Annotated in this window: 22 protein-coding genes; 11 read left to right on the top strand and 11 right to left on the bottom strand. The window is 60.0% G+C overall.

Going from position 1 to position 25,471, the window contains the following annotated elements:
- Nucleotides 1-75: 75 nt before the first annotated feature.
- From ACA051_RS14715 to ACA051_RS14700, 4 genes are all read left to right on the top strand, one after another.
- On the top strand, nt 76-258 hold the full coding sequence (locus tag ACA051_RS14715) for a DUF6026 family protein (RefSeq protein WP_077747795.1): 183 nt from the start codon (nt 76-78) through the stop codon (nt 256-258).
- A gap of 203 nt (nt 259-461) precedes the next feature.
- Nucleotides 462-2,207: a phosphoethanolamine transferase CptA gene (locus ACA051_RS14710; RefSeq protein ID WP_497375423.1), complete on the top strand. Its 1,746-nt coding sequence runs from the start codon at nt 462-464 to the stop codon at nt 2,205-2,207.
- A 327-nt stretch (nt 2,208-2,534) separates the two neighbouring features.
- A complete protein-coding gene (locus ACA051_RS14705; protein ID WP_497310438.1) occupies nt 2,535-4,772 on the top strand; it encodes a TonB-dependent siderophore receptor in 2,238 nt (745 codons plus the stop codon).
- Nucleotides 4,773-4,870: 98 nt separating this feature from the next.
- Nucleotides 4,871-5,080 carry a hypothetical protein gene (locus tag ACA051_RS14700; RefSeq protein WP_094467355.1) on the top strand — a complete coding sequence of 70 codons (210 nt, stop codon included), beginning with the start codon at nt 4,871-4,873 and terminating at the stop codon, nt 5,078-5,080.
- Nucleotides 5,081-5,136: 56 nt separating this feature from the next.
- Here the strand turns inward: ACA051_RS14700 and chrA are convergent, their stop codons facing one another.
- The 6 genes from chrA to ACA051_RS14670 form a co-directional block, all read right to left on the bottom strand.
- Nucleotides 5,137-6,345: a chromate efflux transporter gene (chrA, locus tag ACA051_RS14695; RefSeq protein WP_497375421.1), complete on the bottom strand. Its 1,209-nt coding sequence runs from the start codon at nt 6,343-6,345 to the stop codon at nt 5,137-5,139.
- Between the two features lie 6 nt (nt 6,346-6,351).
- Nucleotides 6,352-6,843 (bottom strand): GNAT family N-acetyltransferase, encoded by a 492-nt coding sequence (locus ACA051_RS14690; protein WP_497310597.1) that lies wholly within the window; start codon nt 6,841-6,843, stop codon nt 6,352-6,354.
- A gap of 102 nt (nt 6,844-6,945) precedes the next feature.
- On the bottom strand, nt 6,946-7,527 hold the full coding sequence (locus ACA051_RS14685) for a DinB family protein (protein ID WP_497375419.1): 582 nt from the start codon (nt 7,525-7,527) through the stop codon (nt 6,946-6,948).
- A gap of 18 nt (nt 7,528-7,545) precedes the next feature.
- The gene (gene zapE, locus ACA051_RS14680) at nt 7,546-8,664 is read right to left on the bottom strand and encodes a cell division protein ZapE (protein WP_497310435.1); all 1,119 of its coding nucleotides are present in this window, start codon (nt 8,662-8,664) and stop codon (nt 7,546-7,548) included.
- A 27-nt stretch (nt 8,665-8,691) separates the two neighbouring features.
- The gene (locus ACA051_RS14675) at nt 8,692-9,033 is read right to left on the bottom strand and encodes a nuclear transport factor 2 family protein (RefSeq protein WP_131058650.1); all 342 of its coding nucleotides are present in this window, start codon (nt 9,031-9,033) and stop codon (nt 8,692-8,694) included.
- Between the two features lie 52 nt (nt 9,034-9,085).
- On the bottom strand, nt 9,086-9,802 hold the full coding sequence (locus tag ACA051_RS14670; RefSeq protein WP_497375417.1) for a helix-turn-helix transcriptional regulator: 717 nt from the start codon (nt 9,800-9,802) through the stop codon (nt 9,086-9,088).
- Between the two features lie 201 nt (nt 9,803-10,003).
- Here ACA051_RS14670 and ACA051_RS14665 point away from each other — a divergent pair, with 201 nt between their 5' ends.
- Nucleotides 10,004-11,056 (top strand): aldo/keto reductase, encoded by a 1,053-nt coding sequence (locus tag ACA051_RS14665; RefSeq protein ID WP_497310433.1) that lies wholly within the window; start codon nt 10,004-10,006, stop codon nt 11,054-11,056.
- A 101-nt stretch (nt 11,057-11,157) separates the two neighbouring features.
- Here ACA051_RS14665 and speB read toward each other — a convergent pair whose 3' ends face one another.
- Together speB and ACA051_RS14655 are read right to left on the bottom strand one after the other, a co-directional pair.
- On the bottom strand, nt 11,158-12,117 hold the full coding sequence (speB, locus tag ACA051_RS14660) for an agmatinase (protein ID WP_497310432.1): 960 nt from the start codon (nt 12,115-12,117) through the stop codon (nt 11,158-11,160).
- Entirely contained in the window at nt 12,084-13,223 is a 1,140-nt protein-coding gene (locus tag ACA051_RS14655; RefSeq protein ID WP_497375415.1) for a polyamine ABC transporter substrate-binding protein, read from the bottom strand. The genes speB and ACA051_RS14655 overlap by 34 nt, the downstream gene beginning before the upstream one ends.
- A gap of 101 nt (nt 13,224-13,324) precedes the next feature.
- Between ACA051_RS14655 and ACA051_RS14650 the strand changes: the two genes are divergently transcribed.
- The 3 genes from ACA051_RS14650 to ACA051_RS14640 all read left to right on the top strand — a co-directional run bounded on the left by ACA051_RS14650 (nt 13,325) and on the right by ACA051_RS14640 (nt 16,437).
- The gene (locus tag ACA051_RS14650) at nt 13,325-14,218 is read left to right on the top strand and encodes a LysR family transcriptional regulator (protein WP_497310430.1); all 894 of its coding nucleotides are present in this window, start codon (nt 13,325-13,327) and stop codon (nt 14,216-14,218) included.
- A 215-nt stretch (nt 14,219-14,433) separates the two neighbouring features.
- Nucleotides 14,434-15,900 (top strand): nucleobase:cation symporter-2 family protein, encoded by a 1,467-nt coding sequence (locus tag ACA051_RS14645; protein ID WP_497310429.1) that lies wholly within the window; start codon nt 14,434-14,436, stop codon nt 15,898-15,900.
- Nucleotides 15,901-15,966: 66 nt separating this feature from the next.
- Nucleotides 15,967-16,437 (top strand): LEA/WHy family protein, encoded by a 471-nt coding sequence (locus ACA051_RS14640; RefSeq protein WP_497375413.1) that lies wholly within the window; start codon nt 15,967-15,969, stop codon nt 16,435-16,437.
- A 137-nt stretch (nt 16,438-16,574) separates the two neighbouring features.
- Here ACA051_RS14640 and ACA051_RS14635 read toward each other — a convergent pair whose 3' ends face one another.
- The gene (locus tag ACA051_RS14635) at nt 16,575-17,498 is read right to left on the bottom strand and encodes a carbon-nitrogen hydrolase family protein (RefSeq protein ID WP_497375411.1); all 924 of its coding nucleotides are present in this window, start codon (nt 17,496-17,498) and stop codon (nt 16,575-16,577) included.
- Between the two features lie 85 nt (nt 17,499-17,583).
- Here ACA051_RS14635 and ACA051_RS14630 point away from each other — a divergent pair, with 85 nt between their 5' ends.
- Nucleotides 17,584-18,492 carry a LysR family transcriptional regulator gene (locus ACA051_RS14630; protein WP_497375409.1) on the top strand — a complete coding sequence of 303 codons (909 nt, stop codon included), beginning with the start codon at nt 17,584-17,586 and terminating at the stop codon, nt 18,490-18,492.
- Between the two features lie 8 nt (nt 18,493-18,500).
- On the opposite strand, the gene ACA051_RS14625 is transcribed toward ACA051_RS14630, so the two are convergent.
- On the bottom strand, nt 18,501-18,752 hold the full coding sequence (locus tag ACA051_RS14625) for a hypothetical protein (RefSeq protein WP_461960113.1): 252 nt from the start codon (nt 18,750-18,752) through the stop codon (nt 18,501-18,503).
- Between the two features lie 164 nt (nt 18,753-18,916).
- Here ACA051_RS14625 and ACA051_RS14620 point away from each other — a divergent pair, with 164 nt between their 5' ends.
- Entirely contained in the window at nt 18,917-19,234 is a 318-nt protein-coding gene (locus ACA051_RS14620; RefSeq protein ID WP_497310425.1) for an ElaB/YgaM/YqjD family protein, read from the top strand.
- Nucleotides 19,235-19,330: 96 nt separating this feature from the next.
- On the opposite strand, the gene ACA051_RS14615 is transcribed toward ACA051_RS14620, so the two are convergent.
- Nucleotides 19,331-20,371, bottom strand: a complete 1,041-nt coding sequence (locus tag ACA051_RS14615) for an Ldh family oxidoreductase (protein ID WP_497375406.1) — start codon at nt 20,369-20,371, stop codon at nt 19,331-19,333.
- A gap of 227 nt (nt 20,372-20,598) precedes the next feature.
- Here ACA051_RS14615 and ACA051_RS14610 point away from each other — a divergent pair, with 227 nt between their 5' ends.
- On the top strand, nt 20,599-25,434 hold the full coding sequence (locus tag ACA051_RS14610) for a dermonecrotic toxin domain-containing protein (protein ID WP_497375404.1): 4,836 nt from the start codon (nt 20,599-20,601) through the stop codon (nt 25,432-25,434).
- Nucleotides 25,435-25,471: the final 37 nt, after the last annotated feature.

Genomic DNA, 25,471 nt, shown 5'->3' with positions numbered 1-25,471 from the left:
TCGGCGCCGATAGTAATTCAGCACCCGATGTCGGGGCGGTTTTACAGTTGATGCACGCCATTTGCGAGGTGAGCAATGGGCACAGTACAAGCAGCACGGCCAGCACAAACCCTTTACGTCACGATCCGTCGTGATGAATTGCGCCAGTTGAAAGAAGAGCGCGACCTGTTGAAGCAGGAGCTCGCGCAGCTGCGCTTACTCACACAAAGCTCTTCGGCTCAGCCCTTGCCCGTCACTGCGCGCGCGCCTCACGCCTGATCTCTACGCTTGATTCGGAAACAGCCCCCTGCTGTTTCCGACACCGCCTCCCGCCTTGCCGTTTGCGGCAACTCACAAAGTTTTCACATCGAAGTGTTGATACTCCGGCTCATTATGGCCGCTCGGTATCCGCGCGGCTTTCGTTCGTCGGCAACATGGAAGACTCCCGACGGGTCGACGTGATTTCCTGGCTGGAGCGATGAATGACTGTGTTTAAACGCAGCACTACGACTGCGAAAGGTTTCGATTGGGCAGGATTTCTCTGGTTGTTCCTGTTCTTCTGGTATTTTTCCGGCATTACCCAACTGCTGATCCAACTGACGGGCACCTCGGGTTTCACCGGGTTCCGCCAGGCCTTTGTAATGAGCGCCATCTGGCTCGCGCCGATGCTGCTGTTCCCTAGACAGACACGCGTCATGGCCGCGTTGATCGGCGTGGTGCTGTGGGCCTGTTCGATGGCCAGCCTGGGTTACTTCTTCATCTATCAGCAGGAGTTTTCCCAGAGCGTCATCTTCATCATGTTCGAATCGAACATCTCTGAAGCGGGCGAGTACATGACCCAGTATTTCGCCTGGTGGATGGTGGCGGCGTTCCTCGCCCACACCCTGTTCGCGTATTTCCTGTGGACGCGCTTGCGCCCGGTGTACATGCCCCGCGGTCGAGCGCTGGTTGCCGCCACCGCCATTCTGGTGGCCGTGGTCGGTTACCCGCTGATCAAGCAGACCGCGCGCACCGGCAGCCTGGCCGGTGGCTTCGAGAAATTCGAAACCCGCATCGAGCCGGCGGTGCCTTGGCAGATGGCGGTGGCGTATCACCGTTACCTCGACACCCTGGCCGGCATGCAAGACATGCTCGACAGCGCGAGCAAGATTCCACCGCTCAAGAACCTCAAGGACACGATGGCCAACCAGCCGGCGACCCTGGTGCTGGTGATCGGCGAGTCCACCAACCGTCAGCGCATGAGCCTCTACGGCTACCCGCGTGAAACCACGCCGGAACTGGACAAGCTCAAGGATCAGATGGCGGTCTTCGACAACGTCATCACCCCGCGCCCTTACACCATCGAGGCGTTGCAGCAGGTGCTGACTTTCGCCGACGAAGAAAACCCGGACCTTTACCTGTCCACGCCGTCCCTGGTCAGCATGATGAAACAGGCGGGTTACAAGACCTTCTGGATCACCAACCAGCAAACCATGACCAAGCGCAACACCATGCTCACGACGTTCTCCGAACAGGCCGACGAGCAGGTGTACCTGAACAACAACCGCAACCAGAACGCCGCGCAGTACGACGGCGACGTCATCGCGCCGTTCAACAAGGCCCTGGCAGACGCCGCGCCGCGCAAGCTGATCGTGGTGCATTTGCTCGGTACGCACATGAGCTATCAGTACCGGTACCCGCCGACCTTCAACAAGTTCACCGATCGCAAGGGTGTACCGGACGGCGTGCGTGATGACCAGGTGCCGACGTACAACAGCTATGACAACGCCGTGCGGTACAACGACTTCGTGGTGTCGAGCCTGATCAAGGACTATGCGAAGTCCGATCCGAACGGCTTCCTGATGTACCTTTCGGACCACGGCGAAGATGTCTTCGACTCCGCGGGCCACAGCACGCTGGGGCGCAACGAAGCTAAGCCGACGGCGCCGATGTACACCATTCCGTTCATGGCCTGGGCTTCGCCGAAATGGCGTGAAACCCATGATTGGAGTTTTGCCGGTGACCTGGGGCGGCCTTACAGCAGCTCGCACCTGATCCACACCTGGGCTGACTTGGCGGGCCTGAGTTTCGATGAACTGGACCGCAGCAAGAGTCTGGTCAGCGACAGCTTCACGCCGCGTCCGCTGATGATCGGCAATCCGTATGAGCGTCAGTCGCGTCCGCTGATCGACTTCAGCCTGATGAAACCGAAAAGCACGCCGACCGATCCTGCAGTCGCACAGAAATGATGTCCTGAGAGACCGGCTCCGATCTTTCAATACGGAGAGGAACCTGTGGGAGCGAGCTGTGGCGAGGGGATTTATCGAAACGTCGCACCGCCCCGCTGGGTGGCGCAGCCGCCCCAAAATCCTGGGCCTGCTTCGCAGTCCAGCGGGGATGTATCCCCTCGCCACAGCTCACTCCCACAGGGGATTGCGCCAGCCCGCTGTTCCCGCACGTTAGCTCCCCGAAACATCTTAAAATAACAATAATTCTCGTTTAGACCTAAATCCCCCCTCCACCCTTCGTCTTTGAACAAACGGAATTTTTCCCTCGAAGACAAGGAGTCGGCTGCGATGTTCGCGCCTATCACCCGTTCCATGACCTTTACCTTGGGCCTATGCAGTGCTGCCCTGAGCCCCGACCTGCTGGCTGAAACCGTCCCGGATCAAGAACCGAGCCGCACCCTTGAACTGGGCGCCACCAACGTGACCGCCCAGGGCTTGGGCAGCACCACCGAAAACACCGAGTCGTACACCACCGGTGCCATGAGCACCGCGACGCGGCTGAACCTGTCGATCAAGGAAACGCCGCAATCGGTGTCCGTGGTCACGCGCCAGCAAATGGACGATTTCAAACTCGGCACGCTCTCCGAAGCCATGAGCCAGACCACCGGCGTGGTGGTTCAGCACAACGACTCGGACCGCGTCAGCTATTCGTCCCGCGGTTACTCGATCAACAATTTCCAGATCGACGGGATGCTCAACACCTTCAGCTACATGAAGTCCGATTCCGACACCATCATCTACGACCGTATCGAAGTGGTTCGCGGCGCGACGGGCCTGACCACGGGCGCCGGCGATCCTTCTGCGACGATCAACATGGTGCGCAAACGACCGACCGCACAATGGGCGGCCCAGACCGGTGTCAGCGGCGGCAGCTATGACGATTACTACAGTTATGTCGACGTCGGCGGACCACTGGCCTTCGACGGGCGCCTTCGCGCTCGCGGTGTGCTGGCCTATCGCGACAGCGGTTCCTACCGAGACAAATACGAGCTGCAACGGGAAGTCGGCTACGGGATTGTCGAAGCCGACCTGACCGACGACACCGTGCTGGCCGTGGGTTACGACTATCAGGACAAGCAGGTGCAAGGCACCTCCTGGGGCACCGTGCCCTACTGGAATGCTGACGGCAGCAAAGCCAACCTCGGACGCTCCACCAACATGGCCACACCGTGGAGCTCCTGGCCGCTGAAGGACAAGACCGCGTTTGCCACGCTGGACCAGCAACTGGGCGCCGGCTGGCACCTCAAGGCGGCCTACACCCACCGCGAGAGTGACACCGACGGCAAGATCTACTACGGCGGTGGCGGCTTCCCCGAGGCGGATCGCAGCGGCATGACAGCCAACGTCAGCCACATGGTTGGCACGCAAAAAATGAAGGCCTATGACTTCAACGTGTCGGGGCCTTATTCGCTGTTCGGGCGTGAGCACGAAATGATGATCGGCTATGGCGAAGCCGAACGCGGCGAAGACAACCCTTACACCATTGACGGCGCACGGTCGCCGGATTACGAGAAAGTCCCCGACTGGAAGTACATGGGCGGCATTCCCAAATTCCCGGACACCGTCACCGGCCTGAAAGGCTCCGATGAAAGCACCCGGCAAAAGGCCGGTTACCTGGCCACGCGCTTGACCCTGACCGACGACCTGCACGCGGTACTTGGCAGTCGCTATGGCAGCTGGGAGATCTCGAAAAACACCTACAAATACGACAGCAACCTGCAACGGACCGGTGTCGAAGCCATCAGCCAGCAGCACAACGACATCTGGACGCCGTATGCCGGGCTGCTTTACGACCTCACGCCTGAATACACCGTGTACGTCAGCTACACCGATATTTTCAAGCCACAGGACGACCGCGACAGCAATCGCAAATACCTCGAACCGGTGGTCGGCAGCAACTATGAACTGGGGCTCAAGGGCAGCCTGCTGGAAGAGCGACTTAACCTCGCCACCGCAGTGTTCTGGAGCAAGCAGGACAACGTCGCCGAACGCGACGACTCGGTGCCACCGGACCCGGTCACCGGTGAAGAGTTCTTCAAATCAGGGGGTAAAGGCAACAAGGTCCAGGGCTTCGAAGCCGAGGTCTCCGGCGAGGTCATGGCAGGCTGGAACATGACGGCCGGCTACACCTACACCCACTCGGCCAATGGCGAGAAGCAGCGCAACAACACCGCCCAGCCGTTGAACATGTTCCGCTTCTCCACGGCTTATCGCTTGCCCGGCGACTGGCAGGCACTGACCGTGGGCGGCGCCGTGAACTGGCAAAGCGATGTCTACCGCGCCGCCAGACGCCCGGTCGGCCGTGGCGCCGATGGCGAGATCATCACCGCCAGCACCAACATCCGCCAGGAGGCGTACACCGTGGTCAAGCTGATGTCGCGGTATGAGTTCGACAAGCACCTGTCCGCTTCTCTGAACGTCGACAACCTGTTCGACAAAAAGTATTACGACAACGTCGGGTTCTATAACGGCGTCTATTGGGGCGACCCTCGCACAGTCACGCTGAGCCTGGACTGGAAGCTCTGACGCGGTTAATTCCCAATTTACGGAATCGGCGGATAATGGCTCGGCAGCATTGCTTCATGGACGAAAGAGCACCCTATATCCGTAGTGGGAGGCACACCATGAAACGTACCGCGTTGATCCTCGCCAGTCTGATGATGTTCGGTTCGACCGCAGCCTTTGCCGAAGGCGGCGCCGAGCGCATGAGGTATTACTTCGAAACCCTGCACCTCAAACAACAGCAAGCTAACGGCATCGAAACCAGGACTATTGAACTAAGGGTTCCGAACGATCAAACCGCACAAGTGACGGAAACCTATCGGCCGAAATAAACGCTGGCAAACGGGCGTCCTGATGGGCGCCCCTTTTTATGCCCGCTCGAAAGGTTTCATGCGCCCAGCAGCACACCGCAAATCCCGCCCAGCAGCACCAGCAACCACGGAGGGCATCGCCAGAACAGCAGCGCGATCAACGCCAGAACCGCCAACAGAACATCCAGCGGGCTGAGGATCGAAGTGGTCCACAATGGCTGATACAACGCGGCCAACAATAACCCGACCACCCCGGCATTCACCCCGGCCAGCGCCGCTTGCACCCGGCCATTACCGCGCAAGCGCTGCCAGAACGGCAGGACGCCGATCACCAACAGCAGCGACGGCAGGAAAATCGCCAAGACGCCCACCAGCGCACCACTCCAGCCGCTGATGGACGCGCCGAGAAAAGCCGCGAACGTGAACAACGGCCCCGGCATCGCTTGCGCGGCGGCGTAACCGGCGAGAAACACGTCATTGCCCAGCAATCCCGTGCTCACCACCTGACTTTGCAACAGCGGCAATACGACATGACCGCCGCCGAACACTAGCGCCCCCGTGCGGTAGAAGCTGTCGAACAAGCGGGTCAGCGAGTCCGGCCAGTGATGCGCGATTAGCGGCAAACCCAGCAGCAAAGCCACGAACAATCCAATCGCCAGCCAGCTTGCCCGTCGACTGACCCGAATCGACAGGCCCTCCCTTTGCGCTGCATTTGTGTTGTTCAGCAAAGCCAGGCCGATCACCGCGGCCACGACCATCACCGTCAACTGCCCGCCAGTCGTTGGCCAGAGCAACACCCCGGCAGCCGCCACCAGCATGATGCCCACTTGCACCGGACCTCGGCATAACGTGCGGGCCATTCCCCACACGGCCTGGGCAACCACGGCGACGGCGACAATTTTCAGCCCGTGAATCAAACCTGCCGGCAACGCCCAGCCACCGTGGGAGATGCCCAATGCCAGCAGCGTCAGGATCAGCGCCGAGGGCAAGGTAAACCCTACCCACGCCGCCAATGCCCCCGAATAGCCGGCACGGGACAAACCCAGCGCCATGCCCACCTGACTGCTCGCCGGGCCCGGCAAAAACTGGCACAGGGCAATCAATTCGGCGTAAGCGGCTTCGCTCAACCAGCGCCGACGCGCCACGAACTCGCTACGAAAATAACCCAGATGCGCGACAGGACCGCCAAACGAGGTCAGCCCCAGGCGCAGGAAGATCAGGAAAATCACCCACGGTTTGTCTGTTGTCACGGGTGCCCTGCCCTGCGCGTCATCGAGGCTGTTCATGTGGCGTTAAAGGTCCTTGGTCCAGAACAGCATTCGGCCATGGGCCGGGTCGAACATGCCGGGGGCAAATCCGAACTTGCCATAAGACGCCTGCGCGACGGCATTGCCCTCGAGGACTTCCAGAGTGATCTTGCAGCAGCCGCGTTGACGGGCAATATCTTCAACCTTTTGCAGCATTTTCTGACTCAGCCCCAGACCGCGAAACTTGGGCACCACCGACACATCGTGCACGTTGACCAGCGGCCGACAGGCAAACGTCGAGAAACCTTCAAAGCAATTGACCAGCCCGGCCGGCGCGCCCCCGACAAACGCCAGTACGCTGAACGCATGAGGACGCTTGGCCAGTTCCCCCGGCAGTTGTCGCAGGATGTCTTCGGGCAATGGCTGCCCGCCGCCCATCGGGTCTTCGGCGTAGGCATTGAGCACCACACCGATCGCCTCGGCATGCAGCGCATTGGTGTAGCTGGCCTGAAGTACCAGAATTTCTGCGGATTCCATTCCCATCGTCAACGTCCCGTCAAGTTGTCTCGGCGCGTCGCTCGCGCCGGGAGGTCGACGGACATTATCGCGAGGCGCAATCGGCGACAACCCGAACCTCTCTCAAACACCCCAAATCAGCGTTTCGGTCCAGCCCAATTCAGCAAAATCCCCGGCCCTCAGGTGCGATTCACCAACGCAGAAAAACTCGTCCAGTTGCGGCGGCTTGACCGAGGTGTCGCTGAGCATCGCGTGAACCTGACCGCGATGATGAATCTGGTGCTCGAACAGATGCGACAGCAGGCGCAAACGGCTGTCATGTTGCGGCGTGTCCCGGGCGATGGTCACGATTCGCCCCAGATCGGCGTCGCGCAATTGTTCGCAGTAAGCAATCAGGCGACGATCGACATGCGCTTGTTCACGCTGCAGATCGGCGGCCGCCGCGAACGGTTCGTCCTCGGTGAAAAACACATAACAATCAGGATGCGGACCGTCCCCACGCCGTTCCCGCTCCAGCGCATCCACGTAAAACCAGTCGCACGTCAGGATGTGGTTGAGGGTGGCGATGAGGCTGGGGAAGAAGCTCACTCGCGGTGCTGCCAGTTCCGCCGGGCTCAACTGATTCCAGGCTTTGGCGAGTCGGTAATTGGCCCAGGCATTCTGATACGCCATGGTCAGCAAATGATGAGACAGGGGCTGATTCATGTTCGCGGCTCCCGACAATTAGGCTTCGGCGAAACGTTGCAGCTGCATTTCCTGTAAACGGCTTAACGTGCGGCGGAACGGGAATTCCAGGTAACCCTCGGTGTACAACGCCGTCATCGGCACCTGCGCTTCGAGGTACAGCGGCACCTTGCGGTCGTAGCACTCGTCCACCAGCGCAATGAAACGCCGGACACCGTCGTCATGCACCGACAATTGCGGCAGCTCGCGATCACCGGCGGCGACCCGTTCGGCACCGTCTTCCGTGCCTCGGGCGATGCGTCCTTCGCGTTTCTGTGCGCTCAAATTTGGCACGTCGCTCAACAGAATAGCGCTGAAGGTGTCGCACAGCGCCATGAAGTCCATCGCGGCGAACGGTTGCTCGCACAGGTCGGCATAGCGACACCAGAGTACTGTCGAACTGGCCTGCACCACATTGATCGAGCGGAAACCGACCGTGATCGGATCGCTGGACGTGGGCTGGCCTGCGGTCAACGCGTTGAACACTTCAGCGAGCGCGCTGGGCTGCCCGGGCGCCGCTACCCAATACCGTTGCAGACCCGCCCCGGGATGCAGGCGATGGTCTTCGCCGCCGTCCACCGCGATTACTTGCATGTGCTTTTTGATCGCCTCGATGGCGGGCACGAAGCGGTCGCGGTTGAAGCCATCGGCGTACAGCTGGTCCGGCGGTTGATTGGAGGTGCAGACCACCACCACGCCCTGCTCGAACATCACCTGAAACAAACGCCCGAGAATGATCGCGTCACCGATGTCGTTGACGAACAACTCATCGAAACACAGCACCCGCACTTCGTGGCTCAACTCACGGGCCAGCGCCTGCAACGGGTCGGCAGTGCCGGTCAGCTGGAACGAGCGCTGATGCACCCAACCCATAAAGTGGTGAAAGTGTTGGCGTCGGGCCGGGACCTTGAGGTTTTGGTAGAACTGATCCATCAACCAGGTCTTGCCCCGTCCGACCGGGCCCCAAAGGTAAACGCCAGTGATCGGCGTGCGCCCTTCATGCAAGGCTTCGTGGCATTTTTGCAGCGCCCACACGGCATGTTCCTGGGCTTCGTCCTGGACGAAGCCCTTCTGTTCGATGGCGTGTTGCCAGGCGCTTAAGGGAGAGTCGACATTCATGCGCGGCAGTATGCCATGCGCTCGGGTTTACAGAGAGATGTCCAGTCGGGCGATCTTGCCCTGCTCGTTGAGGCGGAACATGTAGCGCAGTTCCAGCGGACTGCCGGGAAAGGTTCCGGAAATCAGGTTGTGCACCAGCACTTTGCCGGTGCGCAATTGAACGTCGAGCACTTCGACCCGTGGTTCATACCGTTGCGCGGTATCTTGCATCCATTGGGCGATGGCTTGCGTGCCGATCCGGTGCTGGCCCTCATCGAACACGTTGGCATCCTCGGCAAAAAAGCTGCCGACCCGCGAGGTGTCGCGGGCGTTGGCGGCTGCAATGTAGGCGGCGATGGCGGGCGCCAGTGAAGAGGCTGGATTGGACATGGGTGCGGCTCCTTGTTGATTGATTCTGGAGCCATGCTAGAACAGGTCTGTGTCAGTTCTTGTCAGGAGTGAAACGCCCGGCTTCATCCAGTTGCATGTGCTTGCGCCAGGTACGCAACAGGTCGCTGCGCCGCCCCGGATAGCGCTCGCCCTGCTCATGGGCGGCGGAGATGCGATCGGTGCGAAAGGTGCGGTAGGCACTGCGTAACTCACACCAGGCGACAATGATCCGCACCTCATTGAGAAAACCCAGCGCCAGTGGCCAGATCAGCCGCTGACTGGGCACCTGCTGAGCGTCCGCATAATCGATGTTCAGCTTGGACTGATCGCGGATGGCCTGGCGAAACACGTTCAACGGCACGGCATTTTGCGGATATCCATAGCCGCGCGGGCCCGGCAGCATCGTCGGGTTGCGCAATGCATCCTGAGCTTCAGGCGCCAACACGGCAGCAATCTTGGCCAAGGCATCGGCCGCGGCTTTGCTCAAGACCTCGTCGCCACGCTGATCGACGTAACGCAATCCAAGAACGATGGCTTCGGTTTCGTCGGCATTGAGCATCAAAGGTGGCAGGAACAACCCGCTGCGCAACACATAGCCGACCCCTGCTTCGCCGAAGATCGGTGCGCCCAGCGCCGTCAGCTCGGCGATGTCGCGGTACAGCGTGCGTTCGGAAACCTGTAATTCCCCGGCGAGCGTCGCGGCCGTGGCCGGACGACTTTTGCCTCGCAGCACTTGCAACAACGTGAGTAAACGAGTGGTACGCGACACGATCGGCAGGCTCTTTCCTGAAAAGTCGTCGGAGCTTAGCAGAGGCTGCTGTCAGAAACTGGCAGGAGATCATTGCCCGGCGGTCGGCTCTTTTGCAGAGGATGAAAAAGCGCCTTGACGGGCCATATTACTCGCATCATATTAAATACATGTTGCTAAACATTTAAATTACCCCCGGCGTCGTTCTTCAGGAGTTACCTCATGCATTACAAAGTCTTCGGCCGCAAAACCGGCTTGCGGGTTTCGGAACTGGCGCTGGGCGCCGGTAACTTCGGCACTGGCTGGGGGCATGGCGCTGAGCGTGACGAAGCCAAGCGCATTTTCGACGGTTACCTGGAAGCCGGCGGCAACTTTATCGACACCGCCAACGGTTATCAGGCCGGCCAGTCGGAAGCCATGCTCAGCGAATTCATCGCGCCGGAACGCGATCGCCTGGTCATCGCCACCAAATACACCATGGGCACCACACCGGCCGCAGGCATTTCCCACACCGGCAACAACCGCAAGAACATGGTCCGCGCCGTGGAAGAAAGCCTTAAACGGCTCAACACCGATCACATCGACCTGTTTTGGGCGCACATCAGTGACGGCGTGACGCCGATGGAAGAGATCCTGCGTGGCTTCGACGACCTGGTGCGTGCCGGCAAGATTCACTACGCCGGGCTGTCGAACTTCCCGGCCTGGCGCATTGCTCGCGCCGATGTCTTGGCCGAAGTCCTTGGCTTTGCGCCGATTGCAGCGATTCAGGCCGAATACAGCCTGGCCGAACGCACCGCCGAACGTGAGTTGTTGCCGATGGCCGAAGCGCTCGGGCTGGCGGCTACGATTTGGTCGCCGTTGGGTGGCGGGTTTCTCACGGGCAAGTACCGCAGCAATGATGACAATAACCGCGCCGCTAAACTCGGCATGCTGATCCACACCGAGAAAAGCGCCCACGAAACAGCCCTGCTCGACACCTTGCTCGCGGTGGCGGCAGAGCTTAACGCCACGCCGACCCACGTGGCCATTGCCTGGCTGCGGGAGAAGGCCACGCGTTCGACGACGGCGCTGATTCCGATTCTCGGTTCGCGGACTCGTGAGCAACTGGATGCGACATTGGGCGCGTTGACCGTGCAATTGAGCCCGGATCAATTGTCGCGGCTTGATGGGGTCAGCGACGTGCCGAAGGGTGTGCCACATGAAACGATTGCCGGTTCGGCGGCGCGGTTTACCGGCGGTGAAACCCTCGACCTGCCAATCATTCCTGTGGCCTGAAAAAGCTTCGCGGGCAAGCCTCGCTCCTACAGAATTGCGGCGAACACAAAGTCTGTGAACGCCACAAATCTGTAGGAGCGAGGCTTGCCCGCGAAGACGTCTTACCGGTCTATTTTGTGCCTGGCCGCATACAGGCACAGCATCTCCATCGCCAATGTCGCCGCTGCCAGTGAGGTAATGTCCGCGTGGTCGTAGGCCGGCGCCACTTCCACCACGTCCATCCCCACCAGATTGATCCCGCGCAACCCGCCGAGAATCTCCAGCGCCTGCACCGTGCTCAAACCACCACACACCGGCGTTCCGGTGCCCGGTGCAAACGCCGGGTCGAGGCAATCGATATCGAACGTCAGGTACACCGGGTTATCCCCCACCCGCGCACGGATCGCCTCGACAATCGCCTCACACCCTTGCCGATGCACCTGCCGCGCATCCAGCACCGCAAAGCCCTGGTGATCATCATTGGTGGTGCGCAAACCGATCTGCACCGAACGTGCCGGATCCACCAGGCCTTCCTTGGCCGCGTGCCAGAACATCGTCCCGTGGTCGACGCGCTTGCCCTCTTCGTCCGGCCAAGTGTCGCTGTGGGCGTCGAAGTGAATCAGCGACAGCGGACCATGTTTGCGCGCATGGGCCTTGAGCAGCGGGTAACTGATGAAATGGTCACCGCCGAACGTCAGCATCGCGCAACCGCCGTTCAGGATGTGCTCGGCGTGGGCCTCGATGCTTTCCGGCACCGAGTGCGGCGAGCCGTAATCGAAGGCGCAATCACCGTAGTCAATGACCGCCAGATGATCGAACGGGTCAAACGTCCATGGCCAGTGACGTTCCCAGGCGATGCCGGTCGACGCAGCGCGAATGCCGCGCGGGCCGAAACGCGCGCCGGGGCGGTTGCTGGTGGCGGTGTCGAACGGCACACCGCTGACCACTACGTCGACGCCGCGCAAATCACGGCTGTAGCGACGACGCATGAAACTGGTGATACCGGCGTAGGTACTTTCGGCGGCAGTACCAAAGAGGCTGTCGCGGGTCATGGCCTGATCGTTTTGCATCGGGACGTCCATGGTGATCTCCTATTATTTTGGCGGCTACGGAAAGTGGTCCACAGGCGAGTGCGCGAGCGCATGTCCTTGAGGCTCATGCTGCGGTCGGCGTACAGCCGTTCGCGGGTGTCGGCCAGGGGGTAGATGTCCGGGTCGGTCCGCACGGCTTCGTCCACCAGCGGCGTCGCTGCCTGGTTGGCCGTGGCAAAGAACAGCGTGTTGGTCAGCGCCGCCACGGATTCGGGGCGCAACATGAATTCGATGAACGCCCGGGCTGCCTCGGGGTGCGGCGCGTCCTTGGGAATCGCCAGGTTGTCCTGCCAGACCAGCGTGCCTTCCTTCGGAATCCGGTAGGCCACCTCGAACGGTTTGTTGGCCTTGCGCGCCTGATCAGCGGCCATGCTGGCGTCGCCGTTGTAGGTCAAGGCCAGGCACACGCTGCCATTGGCCAGGTCGCTGATCTGCCGCCCGGTGGCGACGTACAGCACATTGGGCTGCAGCTGATGCAACAACGCCTCGGCGGCTGTCAGATCTGCCTTGTCTGTGCTGTAGGGATCTTTACCGAGATAGTGCAACGCCAGGCCAATCACTTCCTGTGGTGAGTCGAGAATCGCAATCCCGCAGTCCTTCAGCTTGCTGGCGTATTGCGGCTTGAACAGCAGATCGAGGCTGTTGAGCGGCGCATCCGGCAAACGTTTTTGCACCGCTTCGACGTTAAGCCCCAACCCCAGCGTGCCCCAGGTATAGGGCACGCCATAACGATTGCCGGGGTCGACGGCCGCCAGTTTTTCCAGCAGGTCCGGATCGAGGTTGGCGTAGCCCTTGAGCCCTTCGTGAGGAATTTCCTTCAGCGCACCGGCCGCCAGCCCACGGGCCAACACGCTGGAGGACGGCACCACCACGTCATAACCGCTGCCGCCGGTAAGCAGTTTGGTTTCCAGCACTTCCGAGGAGTCGAACGTGTCGTAACGCACGTGGATGCCGGTTTCTTTTTCGAAGCGCTGCAAGGTTTCAGGCGCCACGTAATCGGCCCAACTATAGAGGTTGAGGGTCTTCTCCTCAGCCTGGGCCGACGCGGCCATGGCGAGAAACAGCGCGGGTAAACACAGCTTGGATAGAGGAGCCATGACAAACACCTGACCAGAGGAAGTGGTTGCAGCGTGCGCGCTCGGATACATTGGCGAAATATCAAGTTTGTTAACCTGACTTTATTACGGAGTAATGTTTGATGCTTGGTCAACTCCACGACCTCGACCTGCAACTGCTGCGCTTGTTTGTCCGCGTAGTCGAGTGCGGCGGTTTCAGCGCGGCGCAAGGTGAATTGGGTTTGAGCCAGTCGAGCATCAGCCAGCAAATGGCAAAACTCGAAACCCGGCTCGGCTATCGCTTGTGCAGTCGCGGCAAGGGTGGATTCCGGATCACGCCCAAGGGCGAACAGTTGCTGAGCGCAACGCGCGGGCTGTTTGAATCCATCGAAGCGTTCCGTCATCAATCCAACGGCGTGGCGGGTCGCTTGATCGGTGAAGTGCGTCTGGGCTTGTCGGAAGCCCTTGATCAATCGGTGCTGAAAAAAGTCGCCGATGCGATCCGACGGTTTCGCGAGCGGGACGAATCGGTGCGCATCGAGTTGATGAGCGCCATGCCCGGCGACATGGAACGCTTGCTCCTGCAACAACGGCTGGACCTGGCGATCGGCTATTTCTCCCAAGTGCAAAGCGCGTTTGACTACCGCGAACTGTTTACCGAAACCCAACACTTGTATTGCGCCCCCGGGCATCCGCTGTTCACCGACGATGCGCCAGACGATCGGGCGTTGCAGGCGTGCGACCGGGTCGATCATCCCTATCGTTTTCTGCGCAGTGACGAGCCGTTTCAAGGCAAATTATGTTCGGCACGGTCCGAGCAGGTCGAAGGCACCCTCGCCTTCATCCTTTCCGGCAAGCATGTCGGCTATTTACCCGAACACTTTGCCCGCAGCTGGGAAGACAAAGACTTACTGCGCGCCGTGCGCCGGGATGACATGAGTTTTGATGTGGCGTTTCATCTGGCGCGTCATCGCGCCCAGGTGCCGGGGGATGCACAGAAAGCCTTTGAAGAGGATCTGCTCGCCGCGTTTGCATGAAAACGCACGGACCTGTGGCGAGGGAGCTTGCTCCCGCTGGGCCGCGAAGCGGACCCCAAATCGGCTGACGCGGTGTTGAGTCTGTATTGCGACTGCTGCGCGGCCGAGCGGGAGCAAGCTCCCTCGCCACATCTCCGTGCGTATCGTTTGCCCTCGGTGCGCGCTGCTGGCATCCTGCGCCTCCATTTTTTGACCTGGCCCCTGGCGCTTTCCTCGTGACCTCATCCGAACACGCAAAACCCCAGCCCCGCTCCGATCTGATCTACGGCCTTAACGATCGCCCACACCTTAGCGCCACGGTCTTCGCCGCCCTGCAACATGTACTGGCCAGTTTTGTCGGCATCATCACGCCCACCCTGATCATGGGCGGTGCCCTTGGCCTGCAAAGCGAAATCCCGTACCTGATCAGCATGGCGCTGTTTGTCTCGGGCCTGGGCACGTTTGTTCAGGCGCGTCGGTTTGGCCCGATCGGTTCCGGCCTGTTGTGCCTGCAAGGCACCAGTTTCTCGTTCATCAGCGTGATTCTCAGCGCCGGGTTCATGGTCAAGGCCCGGGGTGGCGGCACCGATGAAATCCTCTCGACGATCTTCGGTGTGTGCTTTTTCGCCGCGTTTATCGAGGTGGTGTTGAGCCAGTTCATCGGCAAGCTGCGGATGCTGATCACCCCCGTGGTGACCGGCACCATCATTACCCTCATGGGCCTGTCGCTGATCAAAGTCGCCATGACCGACATCGCTGGCGGCTTCGGCGCAGCGGACCTTGGCGCGGCCAGTCATCTGGCGTTGGCGGCTCTGGTGCTCGGCACGATTGTGGTGTTGAACCGGGTCGATGTGCCGTTCTTGCGCCTCGGCGCGATTGTCATCGGCCTGACCCTCGGTTATGTCGTGGCGTGGTTGATGGGCGATGTCAATTTCGCCAGCCTGCCTGACGTACCGCTGATGAGCGTGCCGGTGCCGTTCAAGTACGGCTTCAATTTCGATTGGGTGGCGTTTGTGCCGGTGGCCGTGATTTTCCTGGTGTCGCCGCTGGAAGCCGCCGGGGACCTGACCGCCAACTCGATGATTTCCCGGCAACCGGTCAAGGGGCCGATCTACATCCGCCGGATCAAGTCCGGCCTGCTGGCTGATGGCCTCAACTCAGCCATGGCGGCGGTGTTCAACAGCATGCCGATGGTGACCTTTGCACAAAACAACGGCGTGATTCAGCTCACCGGCGTGGCCAGCCGCTACGTGGCTTTTTTCATTGCGGGCCTGCTGGTGCTGCTGGGGTTGTTCCCGATGATCGGCGCGGTGCTGCAATTGATGCCCAAACCGGTGCTCGGCGGCGCAGAGCTGGTGATGTTCGGCACCGTGGCGGTGGCCGGCATCAAGATCCTCGCCGAAGCCGGTCTGCATCGGCGCAACATGCTGATCGTGGCAATTTCCATCGGCATGGGGCTGGGGGTCGCAGCGGTGCCGGAAGTGCTGCGCGAGCTGCCAAAGGCGCTGCACAACATCTTCGAATCACCGATTACCGTCGGTGCGTTGTGCGCTATCGTGCTGAACATCTTCCTGCCCGAGGAGTTCATCGAGCTGGAAGAGGATGATTTCGATCCGGAAGCTTCGATCTTGCAGGTCATGGAAAACCCCGATGTCCCGGCCAAGGGTGAACCTGCACGGCCTGCGGCGGTCGCACACAGTTGAACCGCTAGAAAGGCTCGAGGGCTGAGCCGGTGGCGGGTCAGCCCTTTTCTTTATGAGAGCGTTTACATGCGCAGCGTCCACGCCATCATCCTTTCCCTGCTGTTGCTCTCCCTGAGCGCCTGCGCCCTCTTCCCCCATCGCGACCCGTTGAACATCAATGTCGTCGGGATCGAGCCGCTGCAAAGCCAGGACATGGAAGTGCGCTTTGCCGTGAAAATCCGCGTGCAGAACCCCAACGAAACGGCGATCGACTACAACGGCGTGGCGCTGGATCTGGAGGTCAATGGCCAACCGCTGGCCTCCGGGGTCAGCGATCAGTCGGGCACGATTGCACGCTTTTCCGAAACCGTGCTGAGCGTGCCGGTGAGCGTTTCGGCGTTCTCGGTGTTACGCCAGACCCTGGGGCTGAGCCAGACACAAACGCTGAACAACCTGCCTTACGTGCTGCGCGGCAAATTGGCCGGCGGCTTGTTTGGCACGAAGCGTTTCGTGGACACCGGCAAACTGAGCTTGCCGGGGACAGCCGGAACTCGGTAGTACCGACAATGAGTATCCCCTGTAGGAGCGAGCCTGCTCGCGAAGACGGAGTGTCAGTCAATACATGTGTTTTCTGACACACCGCATTCGCGAGCAGGCTCGCTCCTACAGGGGTGATGCTGTTCAACCAGTGACGGTTATGCAGTGAAGCGAACGCCAGGCCTGGCGCGTTCATCGACGGTCAGCTCGAACACATCCGGGCGCGCGTAGTGACCGACGACATCGAAGTCATACCGCGCGCGGACCAAATCGTCGGTGTCTATTTCAGCGGTGAGCAACCCGACCCCGTCACGCAACGGACCCGCCAGAATGTCACCCATGGGCCCGACGATCACACTGCCGCCCGCAATCAGCGGCCGATCCGCCGGCCAGTTGGCGATCTCCACGCCCAAGGCTTGCGGTGAGTCCTGAACCTGGCAAGCGCTGACCACAAAACAACGGCCTTCATGGGCGATGTGGCGCATGCTGACCTGCCACATCTCCCGCTCGTCCACCGTCGGCGCGCACCAGACCTCGATGCCTTTGGCGTACATCGCAGTGCGCAGCAGCGGCATCATGTTTTCCCAGCACACCACCGCGCCAATCCGCCCGACCTGGCTGTCGATCACCGGCAACGTCGAGCCATCGCCCTTGCCCCAGATCAATCGCTCGGTGCCGGTCGGCATCAGTTTGCGGTGTTTGGCGACCAGCCCGGCCTGCGGATCAAACAACAGCGCCGTGCAATGCAACGTGCTCCCGGCGCGCTCAATGACGCCGATCACCAGGTTGGCCCCGGTGCGGGCCGACAATCCGGCCAGTGCTTCAGTTTCGGCGCCGGGCACGTCGATGGCGTTGGCAAAATACCGGGCAAACGCTTCACGGCCTGCTGGCAACCGGTAGCCCAGTTGAGTGCCAAACGCCTCGCCCTTGGGGTAACCACCCAACAACGCTTCCGGCATGACCACCAGCGCGGCACCGGATTCGATAATCGCGTTTTCCCACGCAAGAATCTGTTCAAGGGTTTCGGCCTTGCCGCCGGGCGAGGCGCCGATTTGCAACGCTGCAACAATAGACTTGGGCATGGCGGTCACTCCGAAAGCAATGAGGTGTTGCTCATTCTGATGCGTCACCGGATCATGAATAAAGCCCGATTCACTGCTGAATGATATGAGCCAAATGAATATCACCACCGTTGACCTCAACCTGCTCAAAGTCTTCGAAGCGCTGAATGAAGAGTCCAGCGCCAGCCGTGCGGCGTTGCGCCTGGGCGTGACGCAATCGGCCGTCAGCGCGGCGCTGCGGCGGCTGCGCGAGTTGTACGGCGATCAATTGTTCGTGCGCACCGGCCGTGGCCTGGCCCCGACGCTCAAGGCCAATCAGTTGAAACCGGTGGTGAGCGATGCGCTGAACAAATGCCGTCAGAGCCTGGCAATGGTCGATCCGGCGGCCAATCATTACGACGGACGTTCGGTCACGGTGGGTTTGTCGGATGATTTCGAGGTGGCCTACGGTCGGCGATTGATCGAAGCCATTGCGCGCAGTGCGCCGAAATTGCGCCTGATCTTTCGGCAAACCCACAGCCAGATCGTCGCCCAGGCATTGATGGAGCGCAGCATTGATCTGGCGATCACCGCGGGCGGGTTCAGCGAGCGGTTGCTCAGTCGCCAGGTGCTGGGTGAAGGCGGTTATCTGTGCCTGGTGGACCCACTTAGCCTGGCCCCAGGGCAACAGACCCTCACGCTTGGGGAGTTCGTCGCCCGCGAGCACATTCTGGTGTCATCCGGCGGTTTCATCGGGATCACCGATGAGGGGCTGGCGGCGCTGGGACTGAGTCGGCGAGTGTATGCCTCGACGACGCACTTTGCGGCGTTGCCACACTTGCTCAAGGGCAGTCAGGCGGTGGCGACCATTCCGGCCCACGCTGCTCAAAGCATTGCGGCGCTCTGCGGTCTGGCGCTGCTGCCCTGCCCTTTGGCGTTACCGCGCTACCCGATCGAACTTGGCTGGCGCACCAACACGCAGCTCGATCCGGTGGTGTTAAAAGTACGCGAAGCCATTGTCGCGAGTGTTGCCTGAGGCGGGCCTTACTTGGCTGCCATCAAACGGTTCACTTCGCTGCGCACCATGTTGGCGAATTCCGGGGGCGACATACCATCGAGTTCGGCGCGGACCCATTCAGCCCATTTGCCTTTGCGCTTGGCACGCTCGCCAAACAACCGCGCGGCTTCGCCCTTGGATTTGCCAAGGTTGCTTTGCCAGAGGTCGAACAGGCGGGATTTCTCATCTTCAAGCGCGGCGCGCTCAGCCAGGGATTTGTCGGCCAGATTGAAGCTCATGGGAGTTACCTGCTGCGTAAAATAGGCGACATCTTACACTGTAGGACGAAATGTCCGACTCAGGATTTTTCCTCGCCCCCCGGACAATGCACAAATTCGCTGCAACTTTTTCAGTCGCCGCAGACTCCATTGTTCACTGCCCATTTACCTGCAAGGAGTACCCAATGGCCCGGAAAACTGCCGCACAAGTTGCCGAAGACCAGATCAAGGATCAGGCATTCAGCGAACTTCAAGCCCTGATCGAAGAGTCGGAAAAACTGCTCAAAAGCAGCGCTTCACTGGTGGGTGAGGAAGCAGAGACCCTTCGCGGGCAAATCGCCCAGAAACTTCAGCAGGCCCGGGACTCGGTCAGCAGTGTGCGTGACCGCACCAAACCGGTGGTCGACGCGACCGAGACCTACATCGGTGGCCATCCATGGCAAACCGTGGCCATCTCAGCCGGGTTCGGCCTGGTGGTCGGGTTGTTGCTGGGCCGCCGTTAAACAGAATCACATCGAACCTGTAGGAGCCAAGCTTGCCGGCGAAGGCGTATTTGAAATCGTCTTCGCCGGAAAGCCTGGCGCCTACAAAAAAGCGTTTCAGAGCCCTGCCAGTTCTCGCAGGTTTTCCAGCGTCTGCGCATTCAGCTGGATGCCTTGAGCGTTGGACTGAGCACGCTGGTGATGACGTCGATCACCCGGCAGGCGCTTGAGCCCCACGCCGTGCATCTGACGGACCAGTTCCTGGCTGCGTTCGGCGAAATTCTGCCCGGCCGCCTTGCTCGGGTCGATCACGATCAACAGTTGGCCGGTCCACGGTGTTTTGGCCCCGGGATGATTCTTCCAATCGAACTCGAAGGAAAAATTGCCGCCGGTCAGGGCCGCTGCCAACAGCTCTACCATCATCGACAACGCTGAACCCTTGTGCCCACCAAACGGCAGCAATGCGCCACCCTCAAGGATCGCCTTCGGGTCCTGGGTCGGCTGGCCAAGGCTGTCCACGCCCATGCCCGACGGCAAGCGTTCACCTTTTTGCGCAGCAATCTGCACATCGCCATGGGCAATGGCGCTGGTCGCCAGGTCAAAGACAATCGGATCACCGTCAGCCCGGGGCGCGGCGAAGGCAATCGGGTTAGTGCCGAACAGCGGCCGATCGGCGCCGTGGGGCACCACGCACGTCATGCTGTTCACTACGCTCAACGCCACTAGCCCTTCATAGGCAAACGGCTCGACATCCGGCCACAGTGCCGCGAAATGATGGGAATTGCGGATCGCCAGCACCGCAATCCCGGCGCTGCGGGTTTTTTCCACCAGCAGAGCCCGGGCGGCCGCAAGCGCGGGTTGGGCAAAACCGTTAGCCGCGTCGACCCGGACAAACCCCGAGGCAACGTCCTCGACCACGGGCACGGCCTGGCCATTGACCCAACCGCTCTTGAGTGTCGAGACATAACCTGGAATACGAAACACGCCATGGCTGTGGGCGCCATCGCGTTCAGCGCCGGCGCAGTTCAGCGCCAGGGTCTTGGCGACATCGGCGGAGGTACCGTGACGCAGGAAAATTTGCTCAAGCAATACAACGAGCGCGTCGAAATCGAGCGATGGGGTGGTCGAACTGACGGCCACTTCGGGCGTTGCGGTCATCTGAAGCTCCAGTTTTATTATTGAATACGGGCACCAGGGGAAACGAGGTTGCTCGGCAACCAACAGCAGACGTCGATTAAGCGCTGTTTTACCGGCGTTCTGTCAAGTCTCGAGCGCCTGTTCCGCTCAAGCAATATGTACCGCACCGAAGCACTCCGCTGACCTTAGTGTTTTTCCTCAACCAATAGCCTGCGATGGCCGCTGATTGCAGCCAATGAGGAAAAACCATGACTGAACCCGTAGAGCCCTATTTTTTCGAAGAAGCAGAACGCGCAGCCAATGCCAGGCAACGCGGCGAGCGCGAAAACGCGCTGAACTTCACCCTCGATGACCTTAAATGGTTGAAGCACGTCTATCTGGCCACCAACGCTGCCCGTATCGCGCAAAAAGATTCCATGCACGTCTGCCAACTATTGCTGAAGGTGACGGGCAAAACGGATATTCCATTGGCCGGCGCCTTTGCCATGAGTCGGCCCAATGAGGGAGAGGTCACGCTCTACACACCGTGGAAGGGCTTGATCAAGTTGGCGGACATGGCCAGCCTCAAAAGCAAACTCAAACAATGGCTGGTGCAGGCCGATGGCAAGCGCGAGCTATTGCGCTTTCTCTCCATCGAACAACGCAGTGCTCTAGCCCTCGCCACCGCTCCCGACATTGCCACGAAAGACATCGAAGGCGCGGTGTTCCAGGACCAGCAACTGACCCTCGATCACAATCAGGAACAGAACATCAAGGCGATGAAGGCTGAGCTGCTGAAGACGCCAACCCTGCAATCGATGCTGGACGACACCCTCAAGCACGCGTTGCACAAGGCATTCCCCACGCTGGACCAGCGCCTGACCCGGCTCAAGAGTTTCGTGAAGACAATTTCCGCCTTCGACGGCAACGAAGACCTGCACACGATTTCCTCGATCCCCCTGAGCGATGCACTTCTGCACGTTTACCTGACCAATCAGTGGCCAGCCGGCGATTCAAGGGTCTTCGCCAATCCCGAGCACAGCGTGAGCAGCGACGCGGATAACCGGGCGTGGGCAAGCGCGGTGAAAGAAATCGCGCAGAGCTTCACGCCGCATTTGCACAGCCTGCTCGCCTTGTTCTGGAACACGCCCATGAGCACAGGCCTCTCCCGCTTGGCGTTTTTCACCGAGGGTTTGCGGGACACCTTTCACCTGAAGCTCCTGCTCCAGCGCCAGAACGGCATTTTAACCACGCTGGAATACCTGCGACTGATGAACGTCAGCCTCCCGCCTGACGCGCACGATCAACTTCGCATCGAGAAAATACGGGTGACCGCCCCCTTCAAGCATTTTGCGGAGCTGGCCTCTATCTTGATGATCGGGGGCACCAACACCCTGAGCTTTCTGTACTCCCCTTCCCGAGGCATCGAAGCGACGAGCAATCTGCCGGAGGTCAAGAAAATCGTGCTGGAAATGATGAAAACCGAAGGGCATGAAGACACCTTGCTCAATTTCATGTCGCTGGATGAACGCGCCACCTTTCTTGCATTGGAGCCGGTTGAGCGCCTGATTGATGGCAAACCGGTGATCGGCCCGGTGTTCAAACAGTTGATGGCCGACATCGTTGGCAAGCAACGGGACAACCTATCCCATGCGCTGAGCCGCTTGCGCGAAAGTGAAGGTACGCTCGACCCCCATGCCTTGCTCGACAGCGCATTGGATATCCGGGGATTGATCGATCACCGTCTTCTCGCTCCCGACCCTTCAGGGCGCTGGAGTACACGCGTGGATCGGCGCGGCGGCGCGCAACCAGCCATCGTGCGCGCCGAGTCGGCCAAAGAGGAGCTGTCGCTGCTCAACTCCGTCGAGCAGGCGCTCGATCAACTCCTGGAAAAACACCCGGGCATCTCCACGGCAACTCGCACGATCGCCGACGCGGAGCGCGTCCTTGGGTCCTCCGTGGCGAGTTTGCAATCGACATTTACTCACACGCTGTCAACCGCATTGCGCAGTGAACTGAAGCTGCGGGCCGTGTCGCGCACGTTGGGTACGACGGAACAGGCGATCATCAAAACCGTGCTCGATAGCCCGATACACCTGCAAAGAGCGGCATTGAACGGTTTTTTACCGGATGTATTTTCCCTGGCACTGAAAGCCGGCGAGGCGACGGAGCCGTTGAAACTGGCCAGTTGTTTTGTGCTGACTGAACGAGGCGGCCTGGACCCTGTGCATTCGGGCAAGGCGATTTTGTGGACACCCGCGTTGGGCTTTGAAGCCTTCAAGGGGTTGACGCCGTTGCTGACCGAATTCGGTGAACGCCTTACCGACGTCAACCATCGCTCAATGCTGCTGGAGAACCTTGGCCGCACCGAGCGTTTGCCTGGCCAGACTTACACGCTGGCGCCGCTGCAGCGGGTCTACGGGCACTTCCTTGATTATCTGCAAAAGCCGTATGTGCACCTGGACCAGGCGTGCCTGACCGATGCGCTGGCAACAAAGCTCTCCGCGACGCCTCTGACCAGCCTCCTGGATCTCGTTTCGCTGCGTAAGCCAATGACAGGGCTCGACCGTGCCATCGACATAGCGCGGTCACTGACGACCCGACAAAAGCTGCCCGCATGGCTGGCCCAGGCGTCCGTGAAAGACCTGATAGTGCACGCCGAACTGCTTCAGCAATACCTCGACAACGTTAAAGACGACCAGGATTACCTGACCGGCATACGGTCACTGCAACGCACGGCACACCATGAACTTGAAAAACAACTCAAGGCAGACACCTTCAACATCGACCCAGACAACGTCCAGGTGCAAATCAGTGCGCGCCCGACATCAGCGGCCCGCACTCAAACACTGACCGACTTTGCCTTGACTCACCTCAAGCAGCTGGATCAGCTCCATTTCAAACTGGTATCGCTTGATAGCACCGTGATTCCCGAGGGCATGGACGAACGCTACATCAAAGATCTGATACGAGACCTCAATCCGGGTGAGCATCATCAGAAAATAGTGAGCGAGGCCCTGGCTGACACCCCGGGGAACGCAGACCGCAGGAGGCGCTTCTACACACAATTGCCCTGGCAGTTGATGCACTACGCCCACGCGGAAAAACTGCAGGAGCGTCTGAGCGACACCGGGTTTGATCTGATCCGGCAAGTCATGGACATGCCTGACGCCCTCGCCCGTGCAGCGGTCGACGGTGCCCACGCGTTCATCCGCCCGCTTGAGTTCCTCGGTATCAAGCTGGGCCAATCGATCAAAGTGCCCGGTGTCTATCTGATCGGCTCGACGACGGATCACACCGCCCCCCAGGTGCTGATTGCGCCTCACAGCCCCCTGCACGGAGTGAAAGAATATGAAAATGAAGCCCAACTGCTCACAGAACTGAAGACCCGCGGACCGTTGCTCGACTGGTTACTCCTGAATCTGCAGAACCCTGACCGGACGCTGCTGGAAACCCGGATGGCGACCACCCATCAACGCGTTGCCAGAGCCTCGTCGTCGAGCACCACCACGCTGGCCTCCAATCCGATCAAGGGGAACCTGTTCAAACACCTGCTAAATGACAACGCCGCCTTGCTGGGCCGTTTGCTCGGTTGCCAGTCCGATGACCGAAAACAGGGCGAATGGGCAACCATCAAGCAGGTGCTGGGCGAAGACCTGCACGAAGCCTGGTCGTTTTTCATGGGCAAACTCGCCTACCCGGAAACGGTGTGGCGCAGTTACCGCGACATCAAACAATCCGCCGAAGACCTTCAAACCCATAAATGGGGCGCCGCCATAAAAGCGTTCATCAGCGGCATGGCCGAACTCTCCACACTGCGCCAAACACTGGGGGATCAAACGCTGCTGTCTTCGACACCCGCCCCGCCGGCGCCGGAAAAACCCGATAACCGGCTCAAATGGCAGGACATCGATGTCACCGGCCCCGAGCGCACGAAACTCAAGCGCCACGAAAGCATCAATGTCGACCTGGGTTCGCTGACATCAGACGCAACGCTTGGGCTTTACACCCACCCGTCGACAAAACAGCACTACGGGCCGGTTGAAGGAAAGGTGTTTCCGGTCATCAAGCGCGGCAACCACTGGCGCATCGGCGACACACACACGCTGGGCCCTCGTCTGCGCCAGAACGAATCGAAGCAATGGCTGCTTGATGAGCGAGAGGCGCTTCGCTTCAGTCTGTTCGGACGATTGAAGACCGCAAGATCGGTTTTTGAAGGCATGAACGTCGATGCCGTAGGCATGTCGCGTATCCGTCGACTGTTTCCGCAGAAGGCCCGTCAGATTAACGAAGCGCTGGACCTGGCAACGACCTATGCCTGGAACAGCTATCGAAACCTGCAACTGCTCAAGTCCTCCGACGACACCGTCACGCCCGTGCACCAACTCATCATGGCTTTCCTCGGTGTGCAGCTCGTGCTGCCCGCCCATGTCGAGCAGATTGAAAAAGTCATCGGCGACGTTTTCGCAGCACTGCTGGAGCCATCACTGAGAAAACCGAAGTCCAGCCGATTTGCCGTCGGCAGGGTGACCGAAGGCGCACAAAACACATTTGCCTTCATCGTGGCGAGAGACACAAACCGAAGAATTCACCTTGCAGAAAAATTCTTCAATCCCCAATTCGACCACTACCGCCACCACCTGACCGACACGGCCTTCCCTATCCACACCCATGCCCGAGCAGTGACCTTGATTCATGAGCTGTCGCACATGGCCTGTAAAACCGAGGACATTTCTTATCTCGATCCCGGCAGACCGTTCACCGACTTGATCGGAACAGCCACTCCGCTCGCCACTGAACTCAAAAGCGCCTTGTCCGACATGCAGAAAACGGCACTTTCGATCCAGACCCCGTATACCCGGCTGTTCATGACCCTGGATCCTGATACCGGTGCGTGGGAAGATCCGGGCAGTACTTCTTTTGAAGAATCCGATCGGGTAAAGGACCATATTCTGGCGTTGACCGGCGCAGAAAACCTGAGCGGAGCCCGCGAAACGTTCAAGAAAAACCCACTGATCAGGCTGGACGTACAGTTGAGTAACGCCGACAGCGTGGCCTGGCTGGTCAGTCATTTGGGCCGTGAACTGCACGTCAGCACGCCCTGACGTCAAAAATAATTCTCATTTGATGGTTAATTGCCAT

This window comes from Pseudomonas sp. LBUM1669 (assembly GCF_059695705.1).
This window is presented reverse-complemented; position numbering and strand designations above follow the sequence as displayed.

Bases quoted from the DNA above. Each gene is read 5' to 3' on its own strand.
- ACA051_RS14650 (WP_497310430.1), top strand. From the start codon at position 13,325: ATGCTTGGTCAACTCCACGACCTCGACCTGCAACTGCTGCGCTTGTTT.
- ACA051_RS14630 (WP_497375409.1), top strand. From the start codon at position 17,584: ATGAGCCAAATGAATATCACCACCGTTGACCTCAACCTGCTCAAAGTC.
- ACA051_RS14690 (WP_497310597.1), bottom strand. From the start codon at position 6,843: ATGGAATCCGCAGAAATTCTGGTACTTCAGGCCAGCTACACCAATGCG.
- ACA051_RS14665 (WP_497310433.1), top strand. From the start codon at position 10,004: ATGCATTACAAAGTCTTCGGCCGCAAAACCGGCTTGCGGGTTTCGGAA.
- ACA051_RS14705 (WP_497310438.1), top strand. From the start codon at position 2,535: ATGTTCGCGCCTATCACCCGTTCCATGACCTTTACCTTGGGCCTATGC.
- speB (WP_497310432.1), bottom strand. From the start codon at position 12,117: ATGGACGTCCCGATGCAAAACGATCAGGCCATGACCCGCGACAGCCTC.
- ACA051_RS14640 (WP_497375413.1), top strand. From the start codon at position 15,967: ATGCGCAGCGTCCACGCCATCATCCTTTCCCTGCTGTTGCTCTCCCTG.
- ACA051_RS14655 (WP_497375415.1), bottom strand. From the start codon at position 13,223: ATGGCTCCTCTATCCAAGCTGTGTTTACCCGCGCTGTTTCTCGCCATG.
- ACA051_RS14700 (WP_094467355.1), top strand. From the start codon at position 4,871: ATGAAACGTACCGCGTTGATCCTCGCCAGTCTGATGATGTTCGGTTCG.
- ACA051_RS14610 (WP_497375404.1), top strand. From the start codon at position 20,599: ATGACTGAACCCGTAGAGCCCTATTTTTTCGAAGAAGCAGAACGCGCA.
- ACA051_RS14635 (WP_497375411.1), bottom strand. From the start codon at position 17,498: ATGCCCAAGTCTATTGTTGCAGCGTTGCAAATCGGCGCCTCGCCCGGC.
- ACA051_RS14710 (WP_497375423.1), top strand. From the start codon at position 462: ATGACTGTGTTTAAACGCAGCACTACGACTGCGAAAGGTTTCGATTGG.
- chrA (WP_497375421.1), bottom strand. From the start codon at position 6,345: ATGAACAGCCTCGATGACGCGCAGGGCAGGGCACCCGTGACAACAGAC.
- ACA051_RS14620 (WP_497310425.1), top strand. From the start codon at position 18,917: ATGGCCCGGAAAACTGCCGCACAAGTTGCCGAAGACCAGATCAAGGAT.
- ACA051_RS14615 (WP_497375406.1), bottom strand. From the start codon at position 20,371: ATGACCGCAACGCCCGAAGTGGCCGTCAGTTCGACCACCCCATCGCTC.
- ACA051_RS14675 (WP_131058650.1), bottom strand. From the start codon at position 9,033: ATGTCCAATCCAGCCTCTTCACTGGCGCCCGCCATCGCCGCCTACATT.
- ACA051_RS14685 (WP_497375419.1), bottom strand. From the start codon at position 7,527: ATGAATCAGCCCCTGTCTCATCATTTGCTGACCATGGCGTATCAGAAT.
- ACA051_RS14715 (WP_077747795.1), top strand. From the start codon at position 76: ATGGGCACAGTACAAGCAGCACGGCCAGCACAAACCCTTTACGTCACG.
- ACA051_RS14625 (WP_461960113.1), bottom strand. From the start codon at position 18,752: ATGAGCTTCAATCTGGCCGACAAATCCCTGGCTGAGCGCGCCGCGCTT.
- zapE (WP_497310435.1), bottom strand. From the start codon at position 8,664: ATGAATGTCGACTCTCCCTTAAGCGCCTGGCAACACGCCATCGAACAG.